The organism is Billgrantia aerodenitrificans, from assembly GCF_021404405.1.
GTDB classification, from domain to species: domain Bacteria; phylum Pseudomonadota; class Gammaproteobacteria; order Pseudomonadales; family Halomonadaceae; genus Halomonas; species Halomonas aerodenitrificans.
The window spans coordinates 1-25,320 of record NZ_JABFTV010000014.1; the positions used below are offsets into that span (position 1 = coordinate 1).

General features: G+C 63.6%; 14 protein-coding genes. 4 read left to right on the plus strand and 10 right to left on the minus strand.

The genetic code is table 11. From position 1 onward, the window contains the following. From HOP59_RS21215 to HOP59_RS21235, 5 genes are all read right to left on the minus strand, one after another. Positions 1-3,552, minus strand: a 3,552-nt coding sequence (locus HOP59_RS21215) for a retention module-containing protein (protein WP_234255514.1), incomplete at its 3' end; no start/stop codon positions are given. Between the two features lie 249 nt (positions 3,553-3,801). After that, positions 3,802-4,413 carry a response regulator transcription factor gene (locus HOP59_RS21220; RefSeq protein WP_035591373.1) on the minus strand — a complete coding sequence of 204 codons (612 nt, stop codon included), beginning with the start codon at positions 4,411-4,413 and terminating at the stop codon, positions 3,802-3,804. Further along, positions 4,413-5,864 carry an HlyD family type I secretion periplasmic adaptor subunit gene (locus tag HOP59_RS21225; protein ID WP_234255515.1) on the minus strand — a complete coding sequence of 484 codons (1,452 nt, stop codon included), beginning with the start codon at positions 5,862-5,864 and terminating at the stop codon, positions 4,413-4,415. Before HOP59_RS21225 ends, HOP59_RS21220 begins: the two co-directional genes overlap by 1 nt. Continuing rightward, a complete protein-coding gene (locus HOP59_RS21230; RefSeq protein ID WP_234255516.1) occupies positions 5,864-8,035 on the minus strand; it encodes a type I secretion system permease/ATPase in 2,172 nt (723 codons plus the stop codon). Before HOP59_RS21230 ends, HOP59_RS21225 begins: the two co-directional genes overlap by 1 nt. A gap of 111 nt (positions 8,036-8,146) precedes the next feature. Next, a complete protein-coding gene (locus HOP59_RS21235) occupies positions 8,147-10,402 on the minus strand; it encodes a TolC family outer membrane protein (RefSeq protein ID WP_234255517.1) in 2,256 nt (751 codons plus the stop codon). A gap of 442 nt (positions 10,403-10,844) precedes the next feature. Here HOP59_RS21235 and HOP59_RS21240 point away from each other — a divergent pair, with 442 nt between their 5' ends. The 3 genes from HOP59_RS21240 to HOP59_RS21250 all read left to right on the plus strand — a co-directional run bounded on the left by HOP59_RS21240 (position 10,845) and on the right by HOP59_RS21250 (position 16,078). Further along, positions 10,845-11,129 carry a hypothetical protein gene (locus HOP59_RS21240; protein WP_010628834.1) on the plus strand — a complete coding sequence of 95 codons (285 nt, stop codon included), beginning with the start codon at positions 10,845-10,847 and terminating at the stop codon, positions 11,127-11,129. A 157-nt stretch (positions 11,130-11,286) separates the two neighbouring features. Then, positions 11,287-12,762 carry a tRNA uracil 4-sulfurtransferase ThiI gene (gene thiI, locus HOP59_RS21245; protein WP_234255557.1) on the plus strand — a complete coding sequence of 492 codons (1,476 nt, stop codon included), beginning with the start codon at positions 11,287-11,289 and terminating at the stop codon, positions 12,760-12,762. A 94-nt stretch (positions 12,763-12,856) separates the two neighbouring features. Further along, positions 12,857-16,078: a transglycosylase domain-containing protein gene (locus HOP59_RS21250; RefSeq protein ID WP_234255518.1), complete on the plus strand. Its 3,222-nt coding sequence runs from the start codon at positions 12,857-12,859 to the stop codon at positions 16,076-16,078. On the opposite strand, the gene HOP59_RS21255 is transcribed toward HOP59_RS21250, so the two are convergent. From HOP59_RS21255 to HOP59_RS21265, 3 genes are all read right to left on the minus strand, one after another. After that, positions 16,018-19,107, minus strand: a complete 3,090-nt coding sequence (locus tag HOP59_RS21255; protein ID WP_234255519.1) for an efflux RND transporter permease subunit — start codon at positions 19,105-19,107, stop codon at positions 16,018-16,020. The two genes, HOP59_RS21250 and HOP59_RS21255, sit on opposite strands and share 61 nt — an antisense overlap. Positions 19,108-19,120: 13 nt before the next feature. Then, positions 19,121-20,176 carry an efflux RND transporter periplasmic adaptor subunit gene (locus HOP59_RS21260; RefSeq protein WP_234255520.1) on the minus strand — a complete coding sequence of 352 codons (1,056 nt, stop codon included), beginning with the start codon at positions 20,174-20,176 and terminating at the stop codon, positions 19,121-19,123. 259 nt (positions 20,177-20,435) lie between these two features. Then, positions 20,436-20,711: a hypothetical protein gene (locus HOP59_RS21265; RefSeq protein ID WP_010628839.1), complete on the minus strand. Its 276-nt coding sequence runs from the start codon at positions 20,709-20,711 to the stop codon at positions 20,436-20,438. Positions 20,712-20,910: 199 nt separating this feature from the next. On the opposite strand from HOP59_RS21265, the gene HOP59_RS21270 reads away from it, so the two are divergent. After that, positions 20,911-22,050 carry an LBF_2804 family protein gene (locus HOP59_RS21270; RefSeq protein ID WP_234255521.1) on the plus strand — a complete coding sequence of 380 codons (1,140 nt, stop codon included), beginning with the start codon at positions 20,911-20,913 and terminating at the stop codon, positions 22,048-22,050. A 10-nt stretch (positions 22,051-22,060) separates the two neighbouring features. Here the strand turns inward: HOP59_RS21270 and HOP59_RS21275 are convergent, their stop codons facing one another. Both HOP59_RS21275 and mepA read right to left on the minus strand, forming a co-directional pair. Further along, on the minus strand, positions 22,061-24,463 hold the full coding sequence (locus HOP59_RS21275) for a DNA polymerase II (RefSeq protein WP_234255522.1): 2,403 nt from the start codon (positions 24,461-24,463) through the stop codon (positions 22,061-22,063). A 40-nt stretch (positions 24,464-24,503) separates the two neighbouring features. Further along, entirely contained in the window at positions 24,504-25,307 is an 804-nt protein-coding gene (mepA, locus tag HOP59_RS21280; RefSeq protein WP_234255523.1) for a penicillin-insensitive murein endopeptidase, read from the minus strand. Positions 25,308-25,320: the final 13 nt, after the last annotated feature.

Genomic DNA, 25,320 nt, shown 5'->3' on the forward strand with positions numbered 1-25,320 from the left:
GTTGAGGGAAATGAGCTGCTGCGCCCCTTCGCTGTCGGCACCGGTCTCGGTGTTCCAGGTGCCGGTAACGGCATCGCCCCCTTCGGTGGCCCAGCGGGGGCCACCCAGGTTGGCGTCGGGCAGGTCGTCAGCCACTTCGACGGTAATGCCCGCAGTGGCGCTATCGCCATCCTGGTCGCTGGCGACGACCGTGATACCGGTGATGGTCAGGTCGTCGACGTTGACGTCGTGCGGCAGTGCGGCCAGCAGCTCCGCCGTGATGGTGATGGTACCGCTCTGCTGGGCGGCGATCGGATCGGTGCCGCTCAGGCTCAGCTTGAGCACCGGCTCGCCATCGAGGCGGCCGATCAGGTTGCCGTCGTTGTCCAGCGACCAGCTCAGCTCACCGTCGAGGCCGGTGACCTGAATGTTGCCGGTATCGCCGAAGGCAAAGCTCACGATGTCGTCGCTGCCGGCGGTAAAGGCCAGGGTATCGCTAATGACGTGGCTGCCGCCCACGGTTTCAGCATCGGCCAGGGCCAAGGTCACGCTGCCGCCTTCGCCATTCGCATCGCCCGGGGTCGGACCCTCGCCATCCTTGATCTTGATGCGATGGGTGTCCGTGGCGCGATCACCGTCACCGTCGACCTTGATCAGCTCGAAGCGAATCGACTGCTTGTCGTTGTGATCCAGGTTGGTGCCCGGCACGAAGGTCCAGGTGCCATTGGCATTGAAGGTCAGGGTGCCTTCAGGCAGCGCGTAGGCATGGCCGATCTGCAAGGCCTGCTCGGCGCCACCGTTGAGGGAAATGAGCTGCTGCGCCCCTTCGCTGTCGGCACCGGTCTCGGTGTTCCAGGTGCCGGTAACGGCATCGCCCCCTTCGGTGGCCCAGCGGGGGCCACCCAGGTTGGCGTCGGGCGCATCATCGATGACTTTTACCGTGAGGTTGCTGCTGGCCGTATCGCCATCACGGTCCGTGACCGTAATGGTGAAGTCGCGAATCAAGGCATCGTCCTCACCCGGCGCGGAGTGGTCCTTGTTGCCCTGCAGCGTATATTCGTAGCTGACGCGATAGTTGCCAAGAGGCAGCTGTGTGATGCCGGTGATCTCGAGCTTGTAGCCGTCCGGTACGTCGATGGCTGCATTCTCATAGTTGAAGCTGCCATCCGCGTTGCGTGTGACGGTCAACGTCAGTTGGTCGTCGCCCTCGCCGATGGTGATGGTCACCTGAGCGAGGCCATCGATTGCGTTGACCAGGAAGCTACCACCCTGAGTCAGCGCTCCCTCATTGGGGCTGCTTCCGTTCTCCAGGTTCGCTTCGTTGACGACCAGGTGCGCGCCTTGGCCGAAGGGCGGCAGATTGACGATACCGACCGGGGAGTCGAAGCCCTTGACGGTGAGCGTGGCTGTATCGGTGTCGCCATCGCCATCGGTCAGGGTGTAGGTGAACCTGTCGAGGAACACCCCCTGATGATTAGGCGTGTCACCACGCACGTAAATGAAGTCGCCGTTGGAATAGATGGTCAGAACCCCATGTACGCCGTTGATCGTGGCGACACCATTTTCCAATGCGACAAGCTGATCGCCGAACTGAACATGGGTAACCTCGGCGCCATCTGCGCCTTCCACGTCATTGGCCATCACATTGCCGGACTTCTCGAACCGACCCAGACGAACCAGGGCCAGATCGTTGTTGGCTACCGGGCCGTCGTCGACGAAGCTGAGCTGGCCGCCAAGGTCGATACTGGCCGAAACCGTGTCGCCATCGCCATCGACTACCGTGGCGTTGAGCGAGAGGCCGCTGCCGGCCAGGCTCAGCACGTCTGCCGGGTTGGAGCCATCCGGGTGAGACAGCGCCAGATGCTGAGTCAGGGTGACTTCACCGGTCGCGGCATTGACGCTAATGGTAAAGGCCGTCCGGCCATCGGCATCTCGGCCGATGATCGTGCCGTTCTCCTCGACAAGCGTGATGGCATGACCGCCGTCGGTCGTCGTCAGTCCTGTGCTGCCATCGCCTTCGACGCTCAAGCTATAGCTGACGCTACCCTCGCCATCGGCCCCGAAGACAACGGTAAAGGCCCCGGAGAAATCGACGGTTGCCGGCTCACCGAAGGCGCTTTCGTCGACCTCGAGCTCCGCCAGGTCACCCGGATTGGGGTCGATGCTCGGCATGTCATCGACGATGCTGATGGTGCCACTCAAATCGGCACTCAAACTATCGCTGACCACGTCACCGTCGGCATCGGTCACGGTGACCGTGGCAACCACGCCGACCAGGCCAGCCGGCAGGCCAACGCTATCCACACCCTGCTCGGGATGATCCACCGGAGCGGACTGAGTCAGGGTCACGACACCGGTGTCGGCATCGATCTCGATACGCAGCACTTCGGTATCACCGGCACGGCCGATGACGATGCCATCCTCAAGAGTGAATACAATCGGCTCACCGCCGCTGGTCAGGTCGTGCTCGACCTCGCCCAGAGTCAGGCCGTAGTCGTCTACCACGGTGCTGCCCGCGCCGTCAGCGCCGTAATTGACGCTGACGGCAGACTCGAAGGCACTGGATACGTTACCGGTGGCCACGGAGACATCGCCAACGGTTTCCTTGTCGTAGACAATCAAGGCGATCTGGCCGAGCTCAACGCTGCCGACCTCCACGCTCGGGCTGTCATCCAGGATGGTGATGTTCAGCGTCCCGGTAGCCGTACCGCTGCTGCTGGTCACGGTGTAGACCAGGCCTGTAACCGCCTCGTCCGTGCCCTCTTCATGCAGCAGGTTGTTCAACTGGGTAAGGGTGAAAGCGCCGGTGCTGGGATTGAGCTCGATGGTGAAGATGTTGAGCTCACGACCGGGCGAAAAGGCAGTCAGCGTATTGCTGCCGGCATCCCAGCTATACACGATGGTTTCTTGACCGACCTGGGTTTCGACACCATCCATGGCCGCAAAGCTGATGCTTCCGGATCCGCCGGAGCCAAACGAGAACGGCAGAGTGCCAGTCACGACGGAGCCGGATTCACTGAGGACATCGGCATCGCTCAACGACGCGTCGAAGCTTCCGGCAGTTGGAGCGATGACCTCGTCTTCCGGCGAAGCTGCTGTAAAAGCGGCGCCCTCGATCTCGGGCAGCTCACTGCCCAGCCCCAGGCCATATTCGAACGCCAGGGGGGTCGTATCTTCGGCAATACGGGCAAGGCGCACGAAGCTGTGGCCACCATCGGCGGCGCCACCGGGGCCGGCCCCGGCTGCAGTGGCATCGAGCACGTCGAGCAGGTCGATGCTGTCGTCGTCCAGTGCGGCCAGCAGTGCCTCGAGATCCTCATCGAGAGCCGCAAACTCGGAAGCATCGACGACTTCGTCGGCATCGAGTTCGGGCGTCATGGCCACCTGTTCGCCACCTTCGATCAGGGCAGGATCCTGGCCATCGCCGAAGTCGAGCTGGGCGCTTCCGTTATCGGAGGTCACCAGCACCTCACCTTCCTGGAGCGTGTCCCCAACGCTCAGCTCGCGAACGTTACCGTCTGCATCTCGCGCCCAGGCGCGCCCCGTGATCGAAATGATGGTGGCATTGGCCATGACCTGACTCCCTGTTTCGTCTAAGTGTTACCGTTTTTTGGTTTTCTTCTGGCGCACGGTGTGCGCACACCGGACTCCTTGACGATACACATTAGATTACGTTTCGAAACAAAAATATTGGACCGAAGGACAGTGTTTGAAATTAGCGAAAATAAATTTAATAAAAACTATAAAAACAAAGGCTTGCTGGAAAAACAGCAAGCCATTTGATGGACACGCCGGCTAGAACAGAAGCACAGCGCCAAGATTTCAGACGATATTCTCGTCCTGACGAGAGAGTTTGAGCACCAGTTGCATGCGGTCACGCACCCCCAGCTTGCGAAACGCTGCGCCGAGATGCGCCTTGACCGTACGCTCGGTGATGTCGAGCAGACGAGCGACTTCCTTGTTGCTGCGCCCCTCTGCCACGGCCAGGGCCACAGCACGCTCACGCTCCGTCAGTATGGCCAGGCTATCCACTGGCAGGCTCTCACGCCCGCCAAGCGTGGTGAATGCTGCACCTAGCACCTTGCTCAACAGCTCAGCCGGTACCCATACCCCTTGATTGCCAGTGACCAGCGCGGCCTGGGACAGCAGCTCAGGTGGCGAGAGCGCATGCAGGTAGCCCCTGGCGCCTGCCTGCAGCGCCTGAAGCGCTTCGGCTTCACTCGGCACCAGAGTCATTACCACGATGGTACATCCTTGCGCGGCCAAAGCCGTGGTCAAGGCAGGCCACTCGGCATGATCGGTCATGAGCCAGATCTGGTCGCCACGCTTCGTCAGTCGCAGTACCCGTTCAGGATCGACCTGGCGGACGTCGGGAAAGGCACTGCGCAGCCGTGGAATTTCTGCACGTTTCTGGCTGATGAACAGAGCTGTCATCATCGTTCTCCCATGGAGTCGCTCCATGCTCTCAGCACGGGCTTGAGCAAGAACTGCATCACGGTACGCTTGCCGGTCAGGATGTCGACCTGAGCCGTCATGCCGGGAATGACCTGGATGTCGCCACCCAGATCTTCTCCCTCCAGCGTTCTCACACGCACCAGATAGAAGGTGTTGTCGTTGTCGTCGGTGATGGTGTCGGCGCTGATATGTACCAGTTCGGCCTCCAGCCCACCGAAGATGGCGAAGTCGTAGGCGGTCAGCTTGATCGTGGCCGGCTGACCCGGGCGCAGGAAGGCGATGTCCTGCGGGGCGATACGCGCCTCGACCAGCAGTTGATCGTCGCTGGGTATGATGTCCACCACGTCCTGGCCGGGCTGCACGACGCCACCCAAGGTGGTGATACCCAGACGCTGCACGACGCCGGTAACCGGTGAGCGCACCTCAGCCAGGCGCACGCGATCCTGCAGGCCGGCACTGGATTCATCGAGCGCACCGAGGTCGCCGATGGTCTGGGCCAGATCGTTGCGCCAGTTGCTGCGTCGCTCGGCGCCGAGCTCGCGTAGCTGAGTGCGCGCTTCCTCCACGGCGGCCTCGAGTCGAGCAACCGAGGCTGCCGCCTGGTTGCGCTCGCCGGTCGCGCGGGACACTTCGCGCTCCAGCCTAAGTATGTCGACTTCAGAAACCGCCCCGGACTGCAACAGCGGCCGCGTCAGGTTCAGCTCCTGGCTGGCCATGTTGGCCTCGCGCTGGGCGGTATCCCGCCGTGCCTTGGCCTCGTTGAGCTCTTCTTCACGCTGACGGATGCGGTCGCGCAGAATGCTCTCCTGCTCGCGCAGCTCCTCGCGCCGGCTCTCGTAGACCTCCCGCTCCTGGGCCACGATGTCCGGCGCTTCGGTGCGCAGTTCTTCATCGGGGTTGAAGGGCGTGTCAGTGGCCAGGGCACGCAGCCTTTCGGCACGAGCACGCAGCGCCAGCGCTTGGGCCCGGTTTTCGCGGAAGTTGGCGATGAAGCGAGTGGGATCGATGCGCATGAGCACTTGCCCCGCCTCGACCAGTTCACCTTCGCGGATCAGGATCTCCTGCACCACGCCGCCATCGAAGGACTGCACTTTCTGCAGTTGGCTGGAGGGGATCACCCGCCCCGTGCCGCGGGTGACTTCGTCGATCGAGGCGAAGTAAGACCAGACGATCAGTGCGATGACGGCGAGCAGAACGGTATACAGGAATATCCTCGCCCGGATGGGGTCCTGCTGCATGCGCGCCCAATCGGCATCGCTGGCCCAGTCGCGATTGAGATGGGCAGCCGTGACGCGCTTGGAGAACAGACGGTCGATGAAGGGGCGAAACGGCTTGCCGCCCACTTCGGAAAAACGCCCGATCGCTTCGAAACCTTGCTGCTCGGCGCTCTTGCCCTTGCCTTTGGCCTTGGGGGAAGACATGACGGTCATCAGTTGGCCCTCCCGATCTGGCCTTTGCGCAGGGCCTCGACCACTTTGTCGCGAGGACCGTCGGCGACGACCTTACCGGCATCGATGACGATGATGCGGTCGACCAGTGACAGCAGCGAGGTACGGTGGGTTACCACGATCAGCGTCTTGCCCTCACCGTACTGCTTCAGATTGGTCTTGAAGGCCTCTTCGCTGGCGTGATCCATCGAACTGGTCGGCTCGTCGAGCAGCAGGATCTGCGGATCGTGGACCATGGCCCGGGCGATGGCCACGGCCTGACGCTGGCCGCCGGAGAGCATCTGGCCGCGCTCGCCCACCTGCAGGTCGACGCCGTGGGGGTGCCCGTTCACCAGGCTCTCCAGCCCGCTGAGCTTGATGGCACGCAGCAGCGAGTCGTCATCGACGCCGTCGCTGCCACCACCGGCTACGATGTTCTCGCGCAGCGAACCGAAGAACAGGCTCACGTCCTGGGGTACGTAGCCGATATGGCGGCGCAGCTGGATGGGGTCGAACTGGCGCAGATCGACCCCATCGAGCATGACCGCTCCCGCCGTGGGCGCATAAAGGCCCAGCAGCAGCTTGTTGAGCGAGGTCTTGCCGCACCCCACGCGACCGAGCAGCGCCACCTTCTCACCAGGCTCGATCTTGAGCGAGACATCGCGCAGCGCATCGCGCTCCTCGTCGGGATAGCGCAACGACGCCTTGTCGAAGCGAATCTCGCCACGGACCACCGGACGCGAGATGAACGCCTTGCCTTCGGGCCGCTCCACCGGTCGCTGCATGACATCGTCGAGCGACTTGAGCGCGGTGGAAGACTGGTGATATTGGGCCAGCAACGCCGCCGCCTGACTGATGGGGGCCATGGCCCGGGACGACAGCATGTAGGCCGCAATGAGCCCACCCTGACTCAGATTGCCATCGATGATCAGATAAACGCCGATCAGGATGACGCCCACGGCCACGGTGTGCTGAGCCCACATGGCGACGTTGGAGACTGAGGTGCTGACCAGGCGCAGTTGGGCGGAAGTGCGCGAGAGAAACGCGGTCGCCTTCTCCCAGATCGATTGAATACGACTCTCGGCCCGCAGCGACTTCACCGTCTCCAGGCTCGACAGCGATTCCACCAGCGTGGCGTTGCGCTGAGCGCTGACCCGCCACGTGGTTTCGGAAAGCTCATGCAGTTTGCCCTGGGCGGCCAAGGCGTAGAGCAGTACCAAGACGATACCGGCCAGAACCGGTAAGGCCAGCGGTGCCCCTATCAAGGCAATCACGCCCACGAACAGCAGCACGAAGGGCAAGTCGACCAGCGCCACCACCGTGGCCGAGCCGATGAACGAGCGCACCGACTCGAAGGACTGCAAGGTTGAGGCGAATGACCCGGTAGAGGCGGGTTTGGCCTCCATGCGTAGCCCCAGCACCTGGGACATGATTCGCGATGAAAGCTTGACGTCGGCCCGGCTTGCCGCCAGGTCGACGAAAGCGCTGCGCATCAGGCGCAGCGCGAGATCGAAACAGAGCACGACGAAGATACCGACGGCCAGCACCCACAGCGTCTCGGTCGCATGGTTGGGCACCACACGGTCGTAGACATTGAGCACGAACAGCGGCATCGCCACCGCAAAAAGATTGATGACCACCGAGCCGGCGATCACATCGCGATAGAGGCGACGGTTCTCGCGGATGACGCCCCAGAACCAGTGGCGGGAGCGCTGTTTGTCGACTTCCGGGCCCCGCGCATCGAAGCGAAAGCGCGGTCGCACGTAAATGGCCTGACCGCTGTAGCTTTCGGTAAGGCCATCGAGATCGACTTCGGTGACGGCATCGCCGAGTTCGGGAAAGATCACCCGTGCCCGGCGCGACTTGAGGTCCAGCCCCACGAGCACGCAAGCACGCCCCGGTTCCAACAGCAAAACGGCGGGAAAGAGTGCCGGGTTGAGTTGCACCAGACGACTCTTGGCGATACGTGCCGTCATACCGGCCCGCGCAGCAGCCCGCGCAAAGACACCGGGTGTGAGGCGCCCTTCTTCCAACGGCAGGCCCGCCGTCAATGCATCGGGCGTGACCGCATGGTCATGAGCCAGAGCAACGGTTTGCAGGCACTCGAGCAGCTCGTCACGAACTGCCGAGCGAGGGGCCTCCTGGGCGGAATACAACACTTCTTGCTGTGTCACGTGGACCTCGGGGATGAGGCCCGCCCGGCTGATCCGGGCGGGTTGATGCTAGATGACGATTACGGCGCTGTCCGTGCGAACGCAGCACAGACAGCTTTTACCCCGGGTCGTTCAGCCCTGCACGACATAGCTGTCGGCATAACCCAAGCGCTTCAGCTCGCCACGTAGTGCCGCCAGTTCACCCGGATCGCCGATGGGGCCGAGTTGGATCCGATGCAGTGCGGCAGAGCTGACCAGGCGCATCGGCCTGGCCAAGGCATCGCTGAGCTGGCTGCCGAGCTGCTGGGCTCGTCCCGCATCGCTCAGCGCCGCCACCTGCAGGTAGGCGCCCTGCTCGACACCCACCGCCTGCGGCTCTGCCTGACTGGCAACGGCCAGCTCGCCATGAACCTCGCCCTGAACTTCGCGATAGACGCTGGCAACGGGCTGCTGCTGGGCCCAGAATTCGGCCACGCTCAGCTGAGTGGCGTGCTCCGTTTCCTGAGTGCCGATAGCCGGCCACTGCTGCGCGGACGACATGTCGAGATTTTCACCCACGCGCTCGAGAGTGACTTCCACGCGGCGGTTCTGACGGCGCCCTTCTACCGTGTCGTTGCTCGCCACTGGACGGCGTGAGCCGTAACCGCTGGTCTGGATCAGGCCGCGATCGACGCCTTGACCGACCAGGTAATCCGCCACGCTGTCGGCACGACGCTGCGACAGCGGATCGTTGATGGCATGGCTACCGGTGCTGTCGGCATGGCCGGCGATGAAGACTCGCGCCAGATCGGTACGGCCACGGATCTGGCCGGCCAGGTCAGCGAGTTCCTGACGCGCATCCGGGCCCAGCTCGGCGCTGTTGACGGCGAACAGAGCGTCGGCGGAAAGCGTGACGTCAGGTGCACGGGTCGGCGCCGGCGCACTGATGCCCCGGGTGAAGTCGGCCAGGGTGAAGCCGCCGGGACCGTCGATCGGGCACAGCACGCTCGGGTCGAGCGCCACGCCGTCGCTGCCCAGTTCGGCCAGGCTCGGCATGTCGTCACGCATGACGCCGAGTGCCTGCATCAACTGGCCCATGGCCGCCAGGGTGCGCGCATCGGCCAGGGCGATGTCGTACTGGGCGTTGGCATAGGCACGGCTGGCCTCGAAGTACTCGTTCTCGCTGTCGAGCACGTCGAGCAGGGTGCGCTGGCCGATGTCGAACTGCTGCTGATAGGCGCCGCGAACACGGTCGATGGACTGGCGATGCTCGTTGAGGTAGCGGATCTGTTCGCGCAGGCGCTGGGTATCGTTGTAGGCGATCTGCGTGGTTTGACGCACGTTGGTACAGGCCAGGTCACGCTGGTCGATGGCCTGCTCGACACGGTCGCTGGCCGCACGGAACGACGCCAGGTCGCTGCCGCCGCGGTACAGGTTCATGCTGGCGACCAGTTCGATGCTGTGACGGTCGCGCCGCCCGAAGCCATCGAAGCCGCTTTCGTTGTTGTTGGTACCGGTGCGACCGCGCAGATCCAGGCGCGGCTGGAACCCGGCCCGGGTGCCGGCCTGCTCGGCCCGGGCCGCCTCGATGTTCTCGATGGCGGCGTGGAAGTCGGGATTGCCCTGGAAGGCCAGATTGACGGCTTCGCTCACCGAAGGCGGCAGGCGATTGTCGAGCTGCGGCGCCGGGGCCAGGTTCTCGGCGGGCAGGCTGCCGACGATGCGCAGGTAGCGCGCGGTGACATCGTGCAGGTTGGAGGCCTCGGTCATCAGGTTGGATTCGGCCAGTGCCAGGCGACCGCTGATCTGTTCGAGGTCCACACCGCGACCGGCACCGGAGCGTACCCGGTCCTCGATCTGGTTGAACACGCGCAGGTGGTCGGCATAGTTGTCCTGGGCAAGACGAACCAGCTCACGGTACCGGCGCACGTCGAGGTAAGCACGAGTGGCTTCCAGGGCGACGTTTTCGCTGGCACCGAGCAGCTCGTAGTAGCGCACCAGCTTGGCACGATCGAGTCGCTCGACCTCGCTGCGGGTGGCAAAACCGTCGTAGATCATCTGGGTCAGGCGCAGCTCGGCGAAGTCGGTATCGTAGCTGCCGCGTCCATCGCCCTGACGATCCTCACGACCGACGCCGGCCGCAACGTCGACGCTGGGCAAGTAGTTGCCGCGTGCCACACCGACATCATGGCCCGCGGCACTCAAGCCGTTCCAGGCCGCTTTGACTTCCGGATTGGTGACCAGCGCCTGGCGCACGACCTGCTGAATATCCGACGACCCCGGCGCAGCCAGGCCGGGCGGTAGGGTCTGGGCCACCGCGGCCGTCAGGGGAAGCAGCGCAAGCGAAGACCCCACCAGCGCGGCCTTGGCCAGCTTGTGGGTACGAGAGAAGTCAGTGGCATATTTCATGGGAGTTCCCTTTTCATGATATCGATCGCCCCGTCTGCACAGGCGATCCGTCGAGTTGTGAAGACATGTTCTTGTTATTACGGGGCTCACCCGGACCAAGCCGGACGGTGCATCCTTTCCCGATTCCCTTTCGAAAGCTGATTTGCCTGAACCACGCCGCAGTATGAGCATCAACGGGATACATTGAGTTACCTTTGATACTCCTCGTCGCACGCCTCCAGGAAAGGTCAACCCTTTTTTGTAAGTAAGCGTAACCGAGGTTATCCGATTGTCCAATAGATTCCTTCGTCGTTTTTTCAACCTTTAGCATGAGACTGCCTAACGCCGGGAACCGGGCGCGAGGCTGAGCCGTCAGGCATTGACGGCGCTCTCCCGCTTGCCGACAAACATGGTATCGTCAGCCACATGAATGGCCGGCGCTATCAGCAAAAGGAGACGTGACATGTCAGCCTCATCTGAAATTCAGAAAACACGCGTTATCAATGAGCTGCGCGGCTTCATCAAGAAGTTGCTACAGGACCCGCGTATCCTCGAACAGTCACTGGAGATTGCCCGCCGTCATTACAGCGAGGGCAAGCCCGAAGATGCCGCCGCCCGTATCGCCAATGAAATTTCCGATACCACCAGCGTGCACATCCCCGAAGATCCGCAGGAACATTCCGAAGCCGACAAACTGTTCCTGGAACTGCTGAAGGAAGTGATCAGTGAGGAGCAGGCGCTCTACTGAATCACTCAATCAACGCAACGGCATGACTCGATAGGCGGGCGCCGCAAGGCGCCCTGGCTCCCCGAATGGCTTCGAGACGAGAATCCGCCCCCCGCTTACCTCTCTCTGGTATAATGGCAAGCAATTGTTTTCCAATACCTTTACAAATCCCTTGCCCATGTACTATCTGCTCAAGCTGTTTCCGGAAATCACCATCAAGTCACGTTCGGTGCGCCGCCAGATGACTCGCTGCCTGGTCGGTAACATACGCAACGTATTGCGTCCGTTGGGCGAGACGATAGACGTTCAGGGCGGATGGGATGCACTGAAGGTGCTCGTGCCGACCGATGCCGAACCCGACTGGTATCGCGAGATACAGGAGACCTTGTGCGACATTCCCGGCGTGCATGAGGTGCAGTGCGTCGAGGAAGTCCCTTTCGTCTCCTTCGAGGACACCACCGCACGGCTGCTGCCCGTGTGGCGGAACGCCATCGCCGGCCGCACCTTTCGCATCACGGTGAAACGCCGTGGGGTGCACGATTTCAGCTCGGAACAGCTCGAGCGCCACCTCGGCCGGGCGCTGCTGGATGCGGCGCCCGATGCCAGGGTACGGCTGAAGGAACCGGACGTGGACGTCAGGGTAGACGTGGTCGAAAGCCGGCTGCGCATGGTGCGCCAGCGCTGGCCCGGCCTTGGCGGCTACCCCCTGGGTCTGCAGGGCCAGGCCCTGACGCTGATATCGGGTGGCTACGACTCCCCGGTGGCTGCCTGGAAGATGATGCGCCGCGGCATCAAGACCCACTTCCTCTTCTTCGAACTCGGCGGCGCCGGCCATGAGGCCGCGGTACGCGAAGTGGCACACCATCTGTGGCATCGCTACTCCCGCTCACATCGCGTGAAATTCATTGCGGTGCCGTTCGAAGGCGTGGTGGCTGAACTGCAGCGCAGCATTCCCGATGGTCTAATCGGCGTGGCGCTGAAGCGCATGATGGTGCGCGCCGCGAGTCGCATTGCCACCCGTGCACGTATCCCGATGCTGGTGACCGGCGATGCCATCGCTCAGGTCTCGAGCCAGAGCCTGACCAACCTGGTACTGATGGACGAGGCCAGCGACGTGCCGATCCTGCGTCCGCTGATCGCCGAAGACAAGCAAACCATCATCGATACCGCACGCCAGATCGGTACCGCCACCTATGCCGAAACCATGCCCGAGGTCTGCGGCGCCGTTTCCCAGCGGCCCAACACCCAGGCACGCCAAGACAAAGTGATCGCCGCCGAGGAAAACTTCGACTTCAGCGTGCTGGACGACGCCGTCCAACGAGCGGTACTGACGCGCTCCGATCAACTGCTGGAGCAAGCCCAAACAGCAGCGACCGAACTCGAGGTGATCACCGATCTACAGACCGCAGCCAACGACGCCGCCGTCAGCGTAATCGACATTCGCCCGCCTGCGGAACGCGAAGCGGCGCCCCTATCGCTTTCCCAGGTCGAGTGTCTGGAAATCCCCTTCTTCGAGTTGCAGTCGCGTGCCGAAGCGCTGCCTGATGATCGTCGCTATCTGCTCTACTGCGCTCAAGGTGTGATGAGTCGTATGCAGGCCATGCATCTTCATGATCGCGGATTGACCCATTTCGGCGTCTATCGCGGAAATTAGCGCAGGTTACAATTTCTTTTTTAGCAACCACTTTATTGCCTCACCGGACTAGGCTAAAACAAAAAGTATGAGTCGCGGTCGAGTGGGGTGACGTATGAGTGTGCGCGGTACTTCGTCACGCCGGGATTCGCCTACCGTGGCGTGGCGCGACAACGGCGGTTCGCTGCCCAGGCGTTCGCCGTTCATTGAAGAACCGAGAATCGCCCCTGCTCCTCGGCCGGAGCCGTCGCGCCGCTGGCTTTACCTGACACTGGCTCTCTTGCTGCTGGTATTCGGGGTATCTCTGGCCACGCTGCTCGTTGCCGAGGCCAAGACGTCCCACTTTCAGGCCCAGGAGCTCTCCCGCTACGCCTCTACCCTGCGCTACACGGTAGAAGCCGGTCGCAGCACGCAGATCCTGTTTCCTCAACACGGCCCCTTCGATCAACGCCTGGGCTATACCCTGCTGCCGGAATTCGAATCCCGCCTGAACAATCGCGGTTACGAGATCGCCGAGCAGGCCCGCTTCACGCCCGCCCTGCTCGACTACACACGGCGCGGCTTCTTCCCGCCTTTCGGAGAGAAAACCCAGGCCGGCCTGACCATCGAGGAGTGCCGCGGCGACACCTTCTACGAGTTCCGCCACCCTCAGCGTCAATACGCCAGTTTCGAGGCCATTCCACCGGTGATACTGCAGGTGCTGCTGTTCATCGAGAACCGCCATTTGCTGAACGAAAGCACCCCCTACGCCAACCCTGCCGTCGACTGGCCACGCTTCACCCGAGCGGCCATGTCCCAGGTGGGCCGCGCCCTGGACATCTCGGAGCAGTCCGCAGGTGGCAGCACCCTGGCTACCCAGGTGGAGAAGTATCGGCATTCGCCGCGGGGGCTGACCTACTCGCCGATGGAAAAGTTGCGCCAGATGGTTTCCGCCAGCGTGCGTAGCTATCGCCAGGGCCCGCAAACCATGACGGCTCGCCAGGACGTGGCACTGGACTACCTCAATACCGTGCCGCTTTCCGCGGCGCCTGGCTACGGCGAGGTACATGGACTCGGCGACGGCCTGTGGGTCTGGTTCGGCGCCGACTTCGACACCCTCAACCGGCGCTTGGCGATCGGCTTCGATGGCGTCGATGAACGCGCAGGGACGGGGTTGGCACTGCGCCAGGTGGTGGCCCTGATGATCGCTCAACGACGCCCCTCCTGGTATCTGACCAATGGCAAGCAGGCCCTGGAGGAGCTGACCGACAGCCATCTGCGCCTGCTGAGGCAGGAAGGGGTGGTGCCGTACGATCTCGCCCAGGCGGCTCTGGAGCAGCGCCTGTCATTCCGTATCTTCGGCACGGCCCCGTTCGACCTGCGCAATGAGCCCGACAAGGGCATCCAGATGGCGCGTCAACGCCTGGGGGGCATGCTCGGCATGTCATTCTACGATCTCGATCGGCTCGACCTCAGAACCAGCACCACGCTGCATGCCGATCTGCAGCGGGACGTGACCCGTTATCTGCATCGCCTGGCGGACCCGGACTTCGCCGCCGAAGTCGGCCTGCTGGGAGATCGCCTGCTGTCACGGGAGCGGACCCAGGACGTGCACTACAGCTTCACCCTGTTCGAGCGCAGCGAGGATGGCTTCCGGGTTCGCGTGCAGACCGACAATACCGACCAGCCGTTCGACATCAATCAGAGCAGCAAACTGGAGCTGGGCTCCACCGCCAAGTTGCGAGTGCTCGCCACCTACCTCGAAATGGTGACCGAGGTGCACGGCCGTCATGCCGGCAAGAGCGTAGAGGCATTACGCGCCATCGAAACCGACCGTCAGGACACGCTCAGCCGCTGGGTGCTGGACCGTCTCATCGAGAATCCCGAGCTGAGCCTCGATGCGCTGCTTGGCATGGCCATGGAGCGGCGCTATTCGGCGAGCCCGGCCGAGGCCTTCTTCACCGGCGGCGGACGCCATACCTTCAGCAATTTCCGCCGCGAGGACAACGGGCGCAATCCGACTCTCTCGGAGGCCATGCGCGAATCGCTCAACCTTCCGTTCATTCGGCTGATGCGAGAACTGGTGCGCTACAGCACTCACCATGCCGAGCACCGTTCGCCAGTGCTGGAAAACGACAGCGACCCAAGACGCGAGGAGTATCTGCGGCTGTTCGCCGACCGTGAGGGACGCACCTTCCTGCAGCGCTTCTGGCGCAAGTATCGCAACCAGGACAGCGAAGCGCGTCTCGTCACTTTCCTCGAGGGGCTCAACGTCTCCGCACCGCGCCTGGCGGCCGTGCATCGCTACCTGTTCCCCGAGGCCGACCTGGAGACGTTCAATGCGTTCCTCGTCGATTGGCTGCCCAACGCCAGCCGGCTCAGCGAGCGCGAGGTCGCGTCGCTCTACGAGCGCTACGCGCCCGGCAACTTCACCCTGACCGATCAGGGCTACGTGGCTCGCGTCCACCCGCTGGAGCTGTGGCTGCTGGGCTACCTGCTCGACTACCCGGAAGCCAGCTTCGGCGAAGCGGTAGCGGCCAGTGCCGAGGAGCGTCAGGAGGTGTATGGCTGGCTGTTCCGCACCCGACACCGCAGCGCCAGGGACGTACGCATTCGCACGATGCTGGAGGTCGAGGCATTTCTCGACATCCACGAGCGCTGGCAGCGCCTGGGCTATCCGTTCGCCCACCTGGTACCCTCGCTGGCCACCGCCGTGGGCACCTCGGGCGACCGCCCGGCGGCGCTAGCCGAACTGATGGGCATCATTCTCAACGATGGGGTCAAGCTGCCTACCCTGCGTATCGACGAGCTTCACTTCGCTGCCGACACCCCCTACGAGACACGCTTCGTCCCCGCCTACGCGCAGGCCCAGCGGGTCATGCGGCCGGAGGTGGCCGCGGTGCTGCGTGAAACCCTGTCGCAAGTGGTCGAGGGGGGCACCGCCCGGCGGCTACAGGGCAGCTTCACCCTGGAAGACGGCTCGCCGCTAGTGCTGGGCGGCAAGACCGGCACCGGCAACAATCGCATCGAGACGGTCGGCCGCAGCGGCCAGGTGACAAGTTCGCGGGCACGCAACCGCACGGCCACCTTCGTGTTCTACCTCGGCGAGGATCACTTCGGCACCCTGACCGCTTTCGTCGCGGGCAGCGCCTCGGACGACTTCCGCTTCACCTCGGCCCTGCCTGTTCAGGTGCTGAAGGGCATGGAGCCGATCCTGCGCCCCTATCTGGTGCCAGGTGTCGGCACCTGTCCGCCGCCACAAACGGAGTACCATTTCGCCGATGACGGTGAGGCGGTTCAACCGCCGGCCGAGAGCGACGACGACTCTTCCTCATCGCTCTCGGTTGCCCTGCGATAGGGAATGCCGAAGAACAGCGAGTAGAACACCGGCACCGCGATCAGCGTCAGCAGCGAGGCAAACGCCAGCCCGCCCATGATGGTAACGGCCATACTGCTGAAGAAGGCATCGAACAGCAGCGGTAGCATGCCCAGAATGGTGGTGCCGGCTGCTAGCAGCACCGGTCGCAGACGGCTGATACTGGCATCGATCAGCGACACCAGGCGCTCCTTGCCCGTCTCGATCTGGGCGTCGATCTCGTCGACCAGCACGATGGCATTCTTCATCAGCATCCCCGACAGGCTGAGCATGCCCAGTAGGGCCGTGAACGAGAACGGCAGCCCCGTTAGCAACAGCCCGATCACCACGCCGCAGATCGACATCGGCACCACCAGCCAGATGATCAACGGCTGGCGCAGCTTGCCGAACAGCAGGATCGATACCACCAGCATCGCCACGAAGCTCAGCGGCAGCTGTTGCGCCAGCGAGGCCTGGGCCTCGGCCGAGTCTTCGTATTCACCGCCCCACGCCATGGCATAGCCAGGCGGCAGCGCCATGGCCTCGATCTCTTCACGCACGGCTGAATGGGCCGCCGCAGCCGTGTAGCCCGGCGCCGGGTCGGCCTGTACCGTCAGCGTGCGCACGCGGTTGCGCCGATGGATCCGCGACTCCTCGCTCTGGGTTTCGAAGCCGTCGACGATCTGGGCAATGGGAATGAAGCGCTGCTCGGCGTTGCTCCACACCATGCGGTCGGCCAGTAGGGAGACGTCGCCGCGCTCGTCCGCCGGCGGACGGGCAACGATGGGTATCAGGTTGTCCCCCTCGCGGTAAGTACCCGCGCGTACCCCCGACGCGGCAAACTGCAGGGTTTGCGCCAGCTCGTCGCGGGTGACCCCGGCAATGCGGGCACGCTCCTCGTTGTACAGCGGCACCACGACGGCCTCTCGTTCGCGCCAATTCTGACGCACGTCGATCACCGCCGGGTTGGCCCGCATCCGCTGCTGTGCCTCATCCGCCAGGCGACGCAGCTCTGCCGGGTTGCTGCCCTGGAAGCGTGCCTCGATCTGGGCATCCCCACCCGGGCCGAACTGGATACGCTCGGTGCGTACCCGCGCCTCGGGAAACGCGGCCTGAAGCTCGGCATAGACGTGGGGATCGAGTTCATCGATGCGCTCCAGGCTCTCGGCCCGCACGATGAACTGCGCATAAGCCGGGTTGGGCTGCTCCGGGGCGTAGGTCAGCATGAAGCGAGTCGCCCCGCGGCCGACGAAGGTGGCGACGTTCTCCACCCCCTCCTGGTCGAGCAAGTAATGCTCAATGCGCTCGGCATCGCGCTGGGTAGCACGGATGTCGCTACCCTGGGGCAGCTCGTAGTTGACGTAGAACAGCGGCGTATTCGAGTCGGGAAAGAACGACTGCGAAACGAAGGTGAAGCCCCAGGCGCACAGCGCCGTGATCCCCACCAGCAGCGCCACCGAGAGCACCCGCAGGCGCAGCGCCAGGGTGAGAAAGCGAGCGTAGATACGATAGAACAGACCGCCGTGGGGGTCCTTGTCGCTGCCGAGCTGCCGGCCGTGAAACAGGTAGTAGCCGAACAGCGGCGTGACAGTGATGGCCAGGACCCAGCTCAGCAGCAGGGAAATGGCGATCACGGCGAACAGCGAGAAAAGAAACTCGCCGGTGACGTCATCCGACAAGCCGATGCCCGAGAAGGCCAGGATACCGATCACCGTAGCGCCGAGCAGCGGTATCTGGGTACGCCCGGCGGCCTCGCTGGCCGCCTCCTTGACCGACTTGCCGCGCTGCATGTTGATCAACATGCCCTCGGCCACCACGATGGCGTTGTCCACCAGCATGCCCATGGCGATGATAAGCGCGCCGAGCGAGACCCGCTCCATCTCGATATCGAACATCCACATGAAGAACAGCGTACCGAGCACGGTCAGCAGCAGGGTCGCCCCTACCACCACACCGACCCGCCAGCCCATGAACAGGCATAGCACCAGAATGACGATGGTGACCGAGGTGGCCAGGTTGACCAGGAAATCGTTGATGGCCTCATCCACCACCCGATGCTGCTCATAGATGGGATGCAACTCGACGCCTAGCGGCAAGCGCGCTTCCAGTGCCTCGAGATGACGCTCCACCGCTTCGCCCACCTCGACGATGTTGGCCTCCGCCACCCCGGCCACGGCCAACGTGAAGGCCGGCTCGCCGTTGTGCCGGATCAGGTGGTTGGGGATTTCCAACGGCTGACGATAGACGCTGGCGATATCGACCAGCGAGATTTGCTCGGTGGTGCCCGGTCGGCCGATGCGAATCGCCTCGATATTGGCCACGCTGTCCACTCCTGCGCGGGCGACGATGCGCACGTGGTCGTCGCCGATGCGCATCGATCCCGCATCGGTGACCTGGTTCTCGGTCTGGATGGTGTTGATCACATGGTCGACGGGAATGCCAAGCGTGGTGAGACGCTCATTGGGGATTTCGATGTAGATGGTCTCGTCGCGCTCCCCCGCCGTGGTGACCCGCGCCACATTGGGCACCGTCAGCATCTCCCGCTGCAGGAAGCGAGAGATGTCACGAATCTCGTCGTGGCCGTAGCCCGGCGCCGTCACCGCGTAGAAGATGCCGTAGACCTCACCGAAGTCGTCGTTGACCTGCGAGGCCGAAGCGCCTTCCGGCAACGAGCCCTGCACGTCGTTGACCTTGCGCCGTAGCTCGTCCCAGATCTGCGGCAGCTGATGGCTACGGTAGGTGGAGGCCACCTCCACCTCGATTTCCGAACGCCCCGGCATGGAGAGCGACTCGATCACATCGATCTGCTGCAGCTCCTGGATGGCCATCTCCAGGCGCTCGGTGACCTCCTCCTCCACTTCCTGGGCAGTGGCGCCGGGGTACTGGGTGTTGATGATGGCATTGGGAATGGTGAAATCGGGATCTTCGAGCTTGCCGACGTTGTTGAACCCCCAGATGCCTCCAAGCAGGCAGACGACGACGATGAGCCAGGTGATGACCGGCCGTTCGATGGACGACTTGGCGATATCCATATCCTGCTCCTGGCTAGAGAGTCTCTTCCATGGGGCGAACACGCATGTCTTCATGCAGCAGATGGGCCCCTGCCGCCACGATCCGCTCACCGGGCTGCAAGCCCGCCAGTACCGGTACTGTGTCGCCATGCAGCTGGCCAACCATCACCTGGCGCGGCTCGACGCGCTGGTCGTCGGCGCGATAGACCCAGACCCGGAAGTTGCCTTCGTTGTCCGTATCGAGCGCGGCCACGGGGATGCGCAGCGCGCCATGTTCGATGGCATCGATCAACGACACCGAAACGGAAGCCGTCATGCCCGGCATCGCTCCGACGGCTTCATGATCGGGAATGGCAAACTCCACCTGGTAGGTCTGGGCGACGTCATCGGGCTCGGTTACATGCTCGCGGTACTCGAGGGGAAAGCGCTCGCCAGGTACCGAGAGCAGTTCGGCCTCGACCTCGAAGCGCTCCGGATTCACGACGTTGCGCACCAGGGTCTCGGGAACGTTGATTCTGACCCGTAGCTCCGTTACGTCCTGCACCCGCGCAATGGCCGTATTGGGCTGCACGTTGCTGTGATTCTCCACCAGCCGGCGGGTCACCATGGCATCGAAGGGCGCCTCGATGGTGGTATAGGAGAGGTCCTGACGCGCGCTGTCGCGCTGCACTTCGGCAAGCTCGTACTGGGTGCGCACCTCATCGAAGGCCGACTGCGAGATGGCATTGGTTTCCAGCAACTGACGGGTACGCTCCATCTCTCGCCTGGCCAGCTGATATTCGGCCTCGGCTCGCCGAACGGCCAGCTCGAAGTCGGTCGGGTCGAGGCGAGCCACGCTTTCGCCCTCGGGGATGGTCTCGCCCTGGCGCGGCGGCACCTCGATCAGTTGGCCGCCGACTCGGAACGACAGGTCTACCGTGCGCAGGGCCTCCACTCTGCCGACGAAGCGTCGGCTCGGCACCAGCGTGTGTTCCCCCACTTCCATGAGCTTCACCACACGCACCGCAGGTTCGTCCTCTGCAGCCTGGTCTCCGTTGCACCCGGCCAACGCCAGCGCAACCATCGCCATGAGCCCCACTGCCCGCTTCATCGAACGACCTCCCTGTGTTTGCCCTACCGCGTGTATCTGCCCTCTCGCGCCTGCCGTCGGCTCCCTGAACGACTAACCATAGACCATGCAAGCCTGAATGTAAGGCACGCTGAATATTCAATCATACGTTTGAAACAGAGTCACGCCAATCACCGCAAGCCCCTCTCTACAAGCCACTCGTGACAAGCCATTCGCGACAAACCATAAACGGCAAGGCCCGGTGCTGTGCACACCGGGCCTTGTACGAGAATGTCGTCGCTTACTGGCAGGGCACTACCTTACGCATGGTGTCCTTGGCCCACAAGGTCTGGCCATCCGGCGTCCTGCCATGGTCGTTCCAGCGCTCGGTGATCTCCATGCAGAAGGAGCCGGCGTTTTCGGTACGCACGTCCGGGTTGGACGGGCGCTCGCCACCGATGCGCAGCAGATCGGGATTTTCGGTGGTGTAGCGAGGCGCAATGGTGGAATTGCTGGCACAGCCGGCGACCAGGGCAGCGGCGACCAGAACTACGGGCAAACAGCGGCGCAAAGGCATGTTCACAAACCCTCAAGAATGTCGATTTCACTCCGGCAGGCATTGCCGGTAGCGCTAAATATCATTTGCCCCAGCGCAGCGTCAATCTTTTTCGAACACCGTTCGCTTGCGAATCGAACGGGCGTATGGCTCGTCGTAATACTGTGGCAACGCTACGCTGATGGATAACAACCAGAACCAAGGACATGGCAAGGGTTTCATGGCAGAAACAAGACCGGACCTGGAATACGCCCCCCAACCCAGCATCTTCGAGCGCTGGGCAGGACGCTTTCTGCAGCAGCACAATCGCCGCCGGGCCACTCCCAGGCAAGCGCGTCGGCACCACGAACTCAAGGGAATCGAGCGCGCCTTTTACGCCAGCGTCGCCTGGGCCATCGTGGCCGGCATCGTTTCCGGCGGCATCATCGGTGGCATGGAGTGGTACATGCGCCAAGGCATGCTCGATGGCATGCAGGACATGAGTCTGATGGAGCAGTTGCCCTACTGGACCGGCTTCTTTGCCGTTGCCGGGGTGGTCAGTGCGCTGGAAATCGCCTTCCTCTACTGGAACGCCCTGCGTGGCGTGGCTACCACTAGCCGACTGGCCGGCGCACCGCTGCACGACAGCCCTCTTGCCGAGCTGACCTTGCTGGGCCTGAGCCGTGCAGCCCTCGAATTTCCCAGCCCCAGGCACCGGATCTACGGCATCGACCCTTACGCTTGCCTGAGCCGCTGGCGGCTCATTACCATGTCGGTGATGTATCGCCTGAAGGTTGGCGTGACCAGCTTCCTGCTGCGCGTTTTCCTGCGCCGGGTGCTGGGCCGCGTGGCGCTGCGCGGCCTGCTGCCGCTGGTCACCGGTCCCTTGTATGCCGCCTGGAACGCCATCATCACCTGGCGGATCATGATCAAGGCCCGCGAACAGGCACTGGGACCATTCGCCATCGAAGCGATGATCACCAGGCTGTCGCAAGACCCTCTGAGTGAGCGTGCACAGCGGGTTTCACTGCATGCCGTAGGCGCCTTGATCATGGCCAACCAGGATGCGCACCCCAACCATGTCTATCTGCTCTCCCGCTTGCTCGACGCCTTCCACCATCAGGAGCACGAGATCGATGTGGACTGGCCCGGGCAGCGCTTTGCGCTCAGCCGGCTGGAACGGGCAGAGAAGCACCGCGTGCTCGAGCTACTGATCGCGGCTACCGTGTTCGCCGGCAGATGCAAGGGCAAGCGCAAGCGCTTCCTCGAGGAGCTGTTCGAGGCCTGCAACATGGCTTACCCCCATGAGAAGGTTCGCACTTGGCGCCGCCAGTTCATGAACGGCCAAACCTTTGGCAGCGCCGAAGCGAACAGTAAATAAATCTCCTGGGCTAGAAGAGGCCGAGCTGGCGGTCGATCAGTGTGGCGAAATCGTCGCCTAGAAAAGGAAGTATGGCATCGGCTACGGGCTGCAGCTGACGCGAGAGATAGTGATCGTAGTCGACGGTCGAGCGGCGGGCTTCGAGCGGCTCCGGACCGGCCACGGTGATCACGTAGCGGATCCAGCCGCCCTGCTGGTACTGTCGCGGGCGGCCCAGCCGGTCGTTGAGCGCGTCGGCCATGCGTGCGGCGCGCACATGGGGCGGTACGTTACGGCGATATTCATCCAGCCGACGACGCAGCCGCTTGCGATACACCAGGCGCTCGTCGAACTCACCGGCCAGGGCGCGGGCCACGTAGTCGCGCACGAAGTCGCGATAGCTTTCGCCGACGAAGATACGCCGATAGAGCTCCTGCTGGAAGATCTTGGCCAGCGGCGTCCAGTCGGCCCGCACCGTCTCCAGCCCTTTGAAAACCACACTCTCGGCGCCCTGCGCATCGCGCACCAGTCCTGCATAGCGCTTCTTGCTACCCTCTTCCGCGCCGCGGATGGTGGGCATCAGGAAGCGTCGATAGTGGGTCTCGAATTGCAGTTCCAACGCACTGGTGAGGCCATACTCCGCCGCCAGATGCGCCTCCCACCAACCATTGACCCGTGCCGCGAGACGCTGACCGATGGCATGGGCCTCGGGCTCTTCATGGGCGCTACCCAGCCAGACGAAGGTGGAGTCGGTATCGCCGTAGATCACCGTGTAGCCCTCGGCTTCGATCAGCTCGCGCGTACGACGCATGATCTCGTGGCCGCGCAGAGTGATCGACGATGCCAGGCGCGGATCGAAGAAGCGGCAGCCCCGTGAACCGAGCACGCCGTAGAAGGAGTTCATGATGATCTTGAGCGCCTGTGACAGCGGCGCGTTGCCTTCGCGCTTGGCGGCGTCCCGTCCCTGCCACACGCGTGCGACCAGCTCGGGCAGCGCATGGCAGGTACGCGAGAAACGCGCGCCGCGAAAGCCCGGCACACTTTGCGACTCAGGTTCCTCCAGGCCCGCCACCAGCCCCACCGGATCGACCAGGAAAGTACGAATGATCGACGGATAAAGACTCTTGAAGTCGAGCACCAGCACCGAGTCGTAGAGCCCCGGCCGGGAGTCCATGACGAAGCCGCCCGGGCTATCGTCGCCCTCTCGCTCTCCCGGCTGGGCCAGGTTCGGCGCCACGAACCCCAGGCGGTGCATGCGCGGTAGGTAAAGGTGGCTGAAGGCGGCCACCGAACCACCGCTGCGGTCTGCCGGCAGGCCGGTGACGCTGGCCCGTTCCAGCAGGAAGTCGATCAGCTCGGTCTTGTCGAAGATCCGCGTGACCAGCTCGCAGTCCTTGAGGTTGTAGCGGGCAAGCGCGGGTTTGTCCTCGGCGAACATGCGGTTGATCTCGTCCATTCGCTGGTAGGGGTTGTCGATGGCCTTGCCCTCGCCCAACAGCTCCTGGGCGACGTGCTCCAGGCTGAACGAGGCGAACTGCCAGGTGGCCTGGCGCAAGGCTTCGATGCCGTCGATGATCAATCGTCCTGCCGCGGAGGCGAAGAAGTGATTGGCATTGCTGCCATGCGCGCGCCAGCCGAGTGATTCGCCGCCCCGCCCCAGGCGCAGTGGCACGCCCAGTCGTTCGGCGTGACGCTGCAGCAGACGCAGGTCGAATTGCACCAGGTTCCAGCCGATGATGGCGTCGGGGTCGTGCTCGGCGAACCAGTCGTTGAGGCGCTCGAGCAGCGCCTGGCGGCTATCGCAGTATTCGAGAGCGAAGTCCCGCTCACGCTCAGCCTCGCCCTTCTGGCCGTTGGGCGGGCCGAGCATGAACACCTGGCGCTGCTTGTCGCAGGCAATCGCAATCGAGTAGAGCTCCCCCCGCTCACTGGTCTCGATGTCCAGCGACGCCAGCCTGAGACGGGGGCGATAGTGCTCTGCCGGCCTGAGCTGAGCGCTGGACCACACGCCGTCGGCCTCGCGCTCGCCACTGAAGCGTACCGGAGCGGTGATGAAGCGCTCCATGAGATAGCGCTCTGGCGGGCGCACGTCGGCCTCGAGGAGTGCGATACCCCCCTCGCGCAGCCGCCTCTCGCACTGCTGCAGCTGACGCTGCTGGCGGCAGTAGAGCCCGACCACCGGCTGCAGGTGAAAATCGCGCAGCTCGAGGGGTTTGAGCTCGATGCCGGGCTCGGCGCGCAGCAGGCGTTCCGCTTCCTGGCGCCGAGCGGCGGGCAGGAACGCCACCGAAGGCTGCGGTGGCAGGCGCACGTGGCAGGGGCCGGCATCGGTCGCCAGCCAGAAGCTCACCTCGCAGCCTGCGGGTGTATCCCGCCAGTGCCGCGTCAACACGAAACCCTGCCGTTCCACCGCCACCTCTCGCCTCCCCGTCATGCGGCCATTCTACCGGGCAGGCAAGAGGCTGTCGTTACAGCTATTGCTGGAGTATCGCCCTGCACGCAGGCGGCAACGAACGACTCGGCGAGGGATAGACATCGGGGCGCGGCGTCGGCGCAAGCGCCTGGCAGCCGTCGCCGGGCGGGGGTGGCGGCTGGTCGATGCACTCCGGCTGGTCGGGTGGGCATCTTAGCCGTATATGCAGATGTTCGTCATGGGAGTGCCAGGGGCGAATCAGGCGCAGCCAGGAGCGGTCGTCCCATTCCCGCTCGCACAGGTCGCGCTTGACAGCGGAGTCGACGAAGATCCGTGCTACGCGCGGGTCGTCCGCCGCCAGGCGAATCAACTCGGCATGCTCGTCGGTCCAGCGTTCATCGAGGCGATTGGTGCGCGGATCGACCAGTATCGGCTGCTCGAGGTCTTCGCGCTCGCTGCGCTCGAGGAACGGCAGGTCGAGGCGGAACCAGATGTCGACGTCGAGCCCCGTCTGGTGGCTGACATGTCCATAGGGCATCGGCCCACCGCGGGGCTGCGCCATGTCGCCGACCAGGATCGGTCCAAACCCGGCCTGATTGACGCGCTCCCCCAGCCGCTCGACATAGTCGAGAAGCGAGGGGTGGCCGTAGTGGCGGTTACGCTCGAGATCCACCGCCTGGTAGCCGATGCCCTCCTCGGGCAGGCGCTCGGCGCCGGCGATGCAGCCGCCATCGAAAGGCCCGATGACCCGAGGCGGACCGGGAACGGGGGCTTCGACCTCCGACCAGTCTCCCGGTGCGGTAGGCGGTGCGCTGCCCGCCGGTGGGCTGGCTGCGAAAACGGGGTGGGTAACCAAGGCAAACAAGATGACGCCCAGT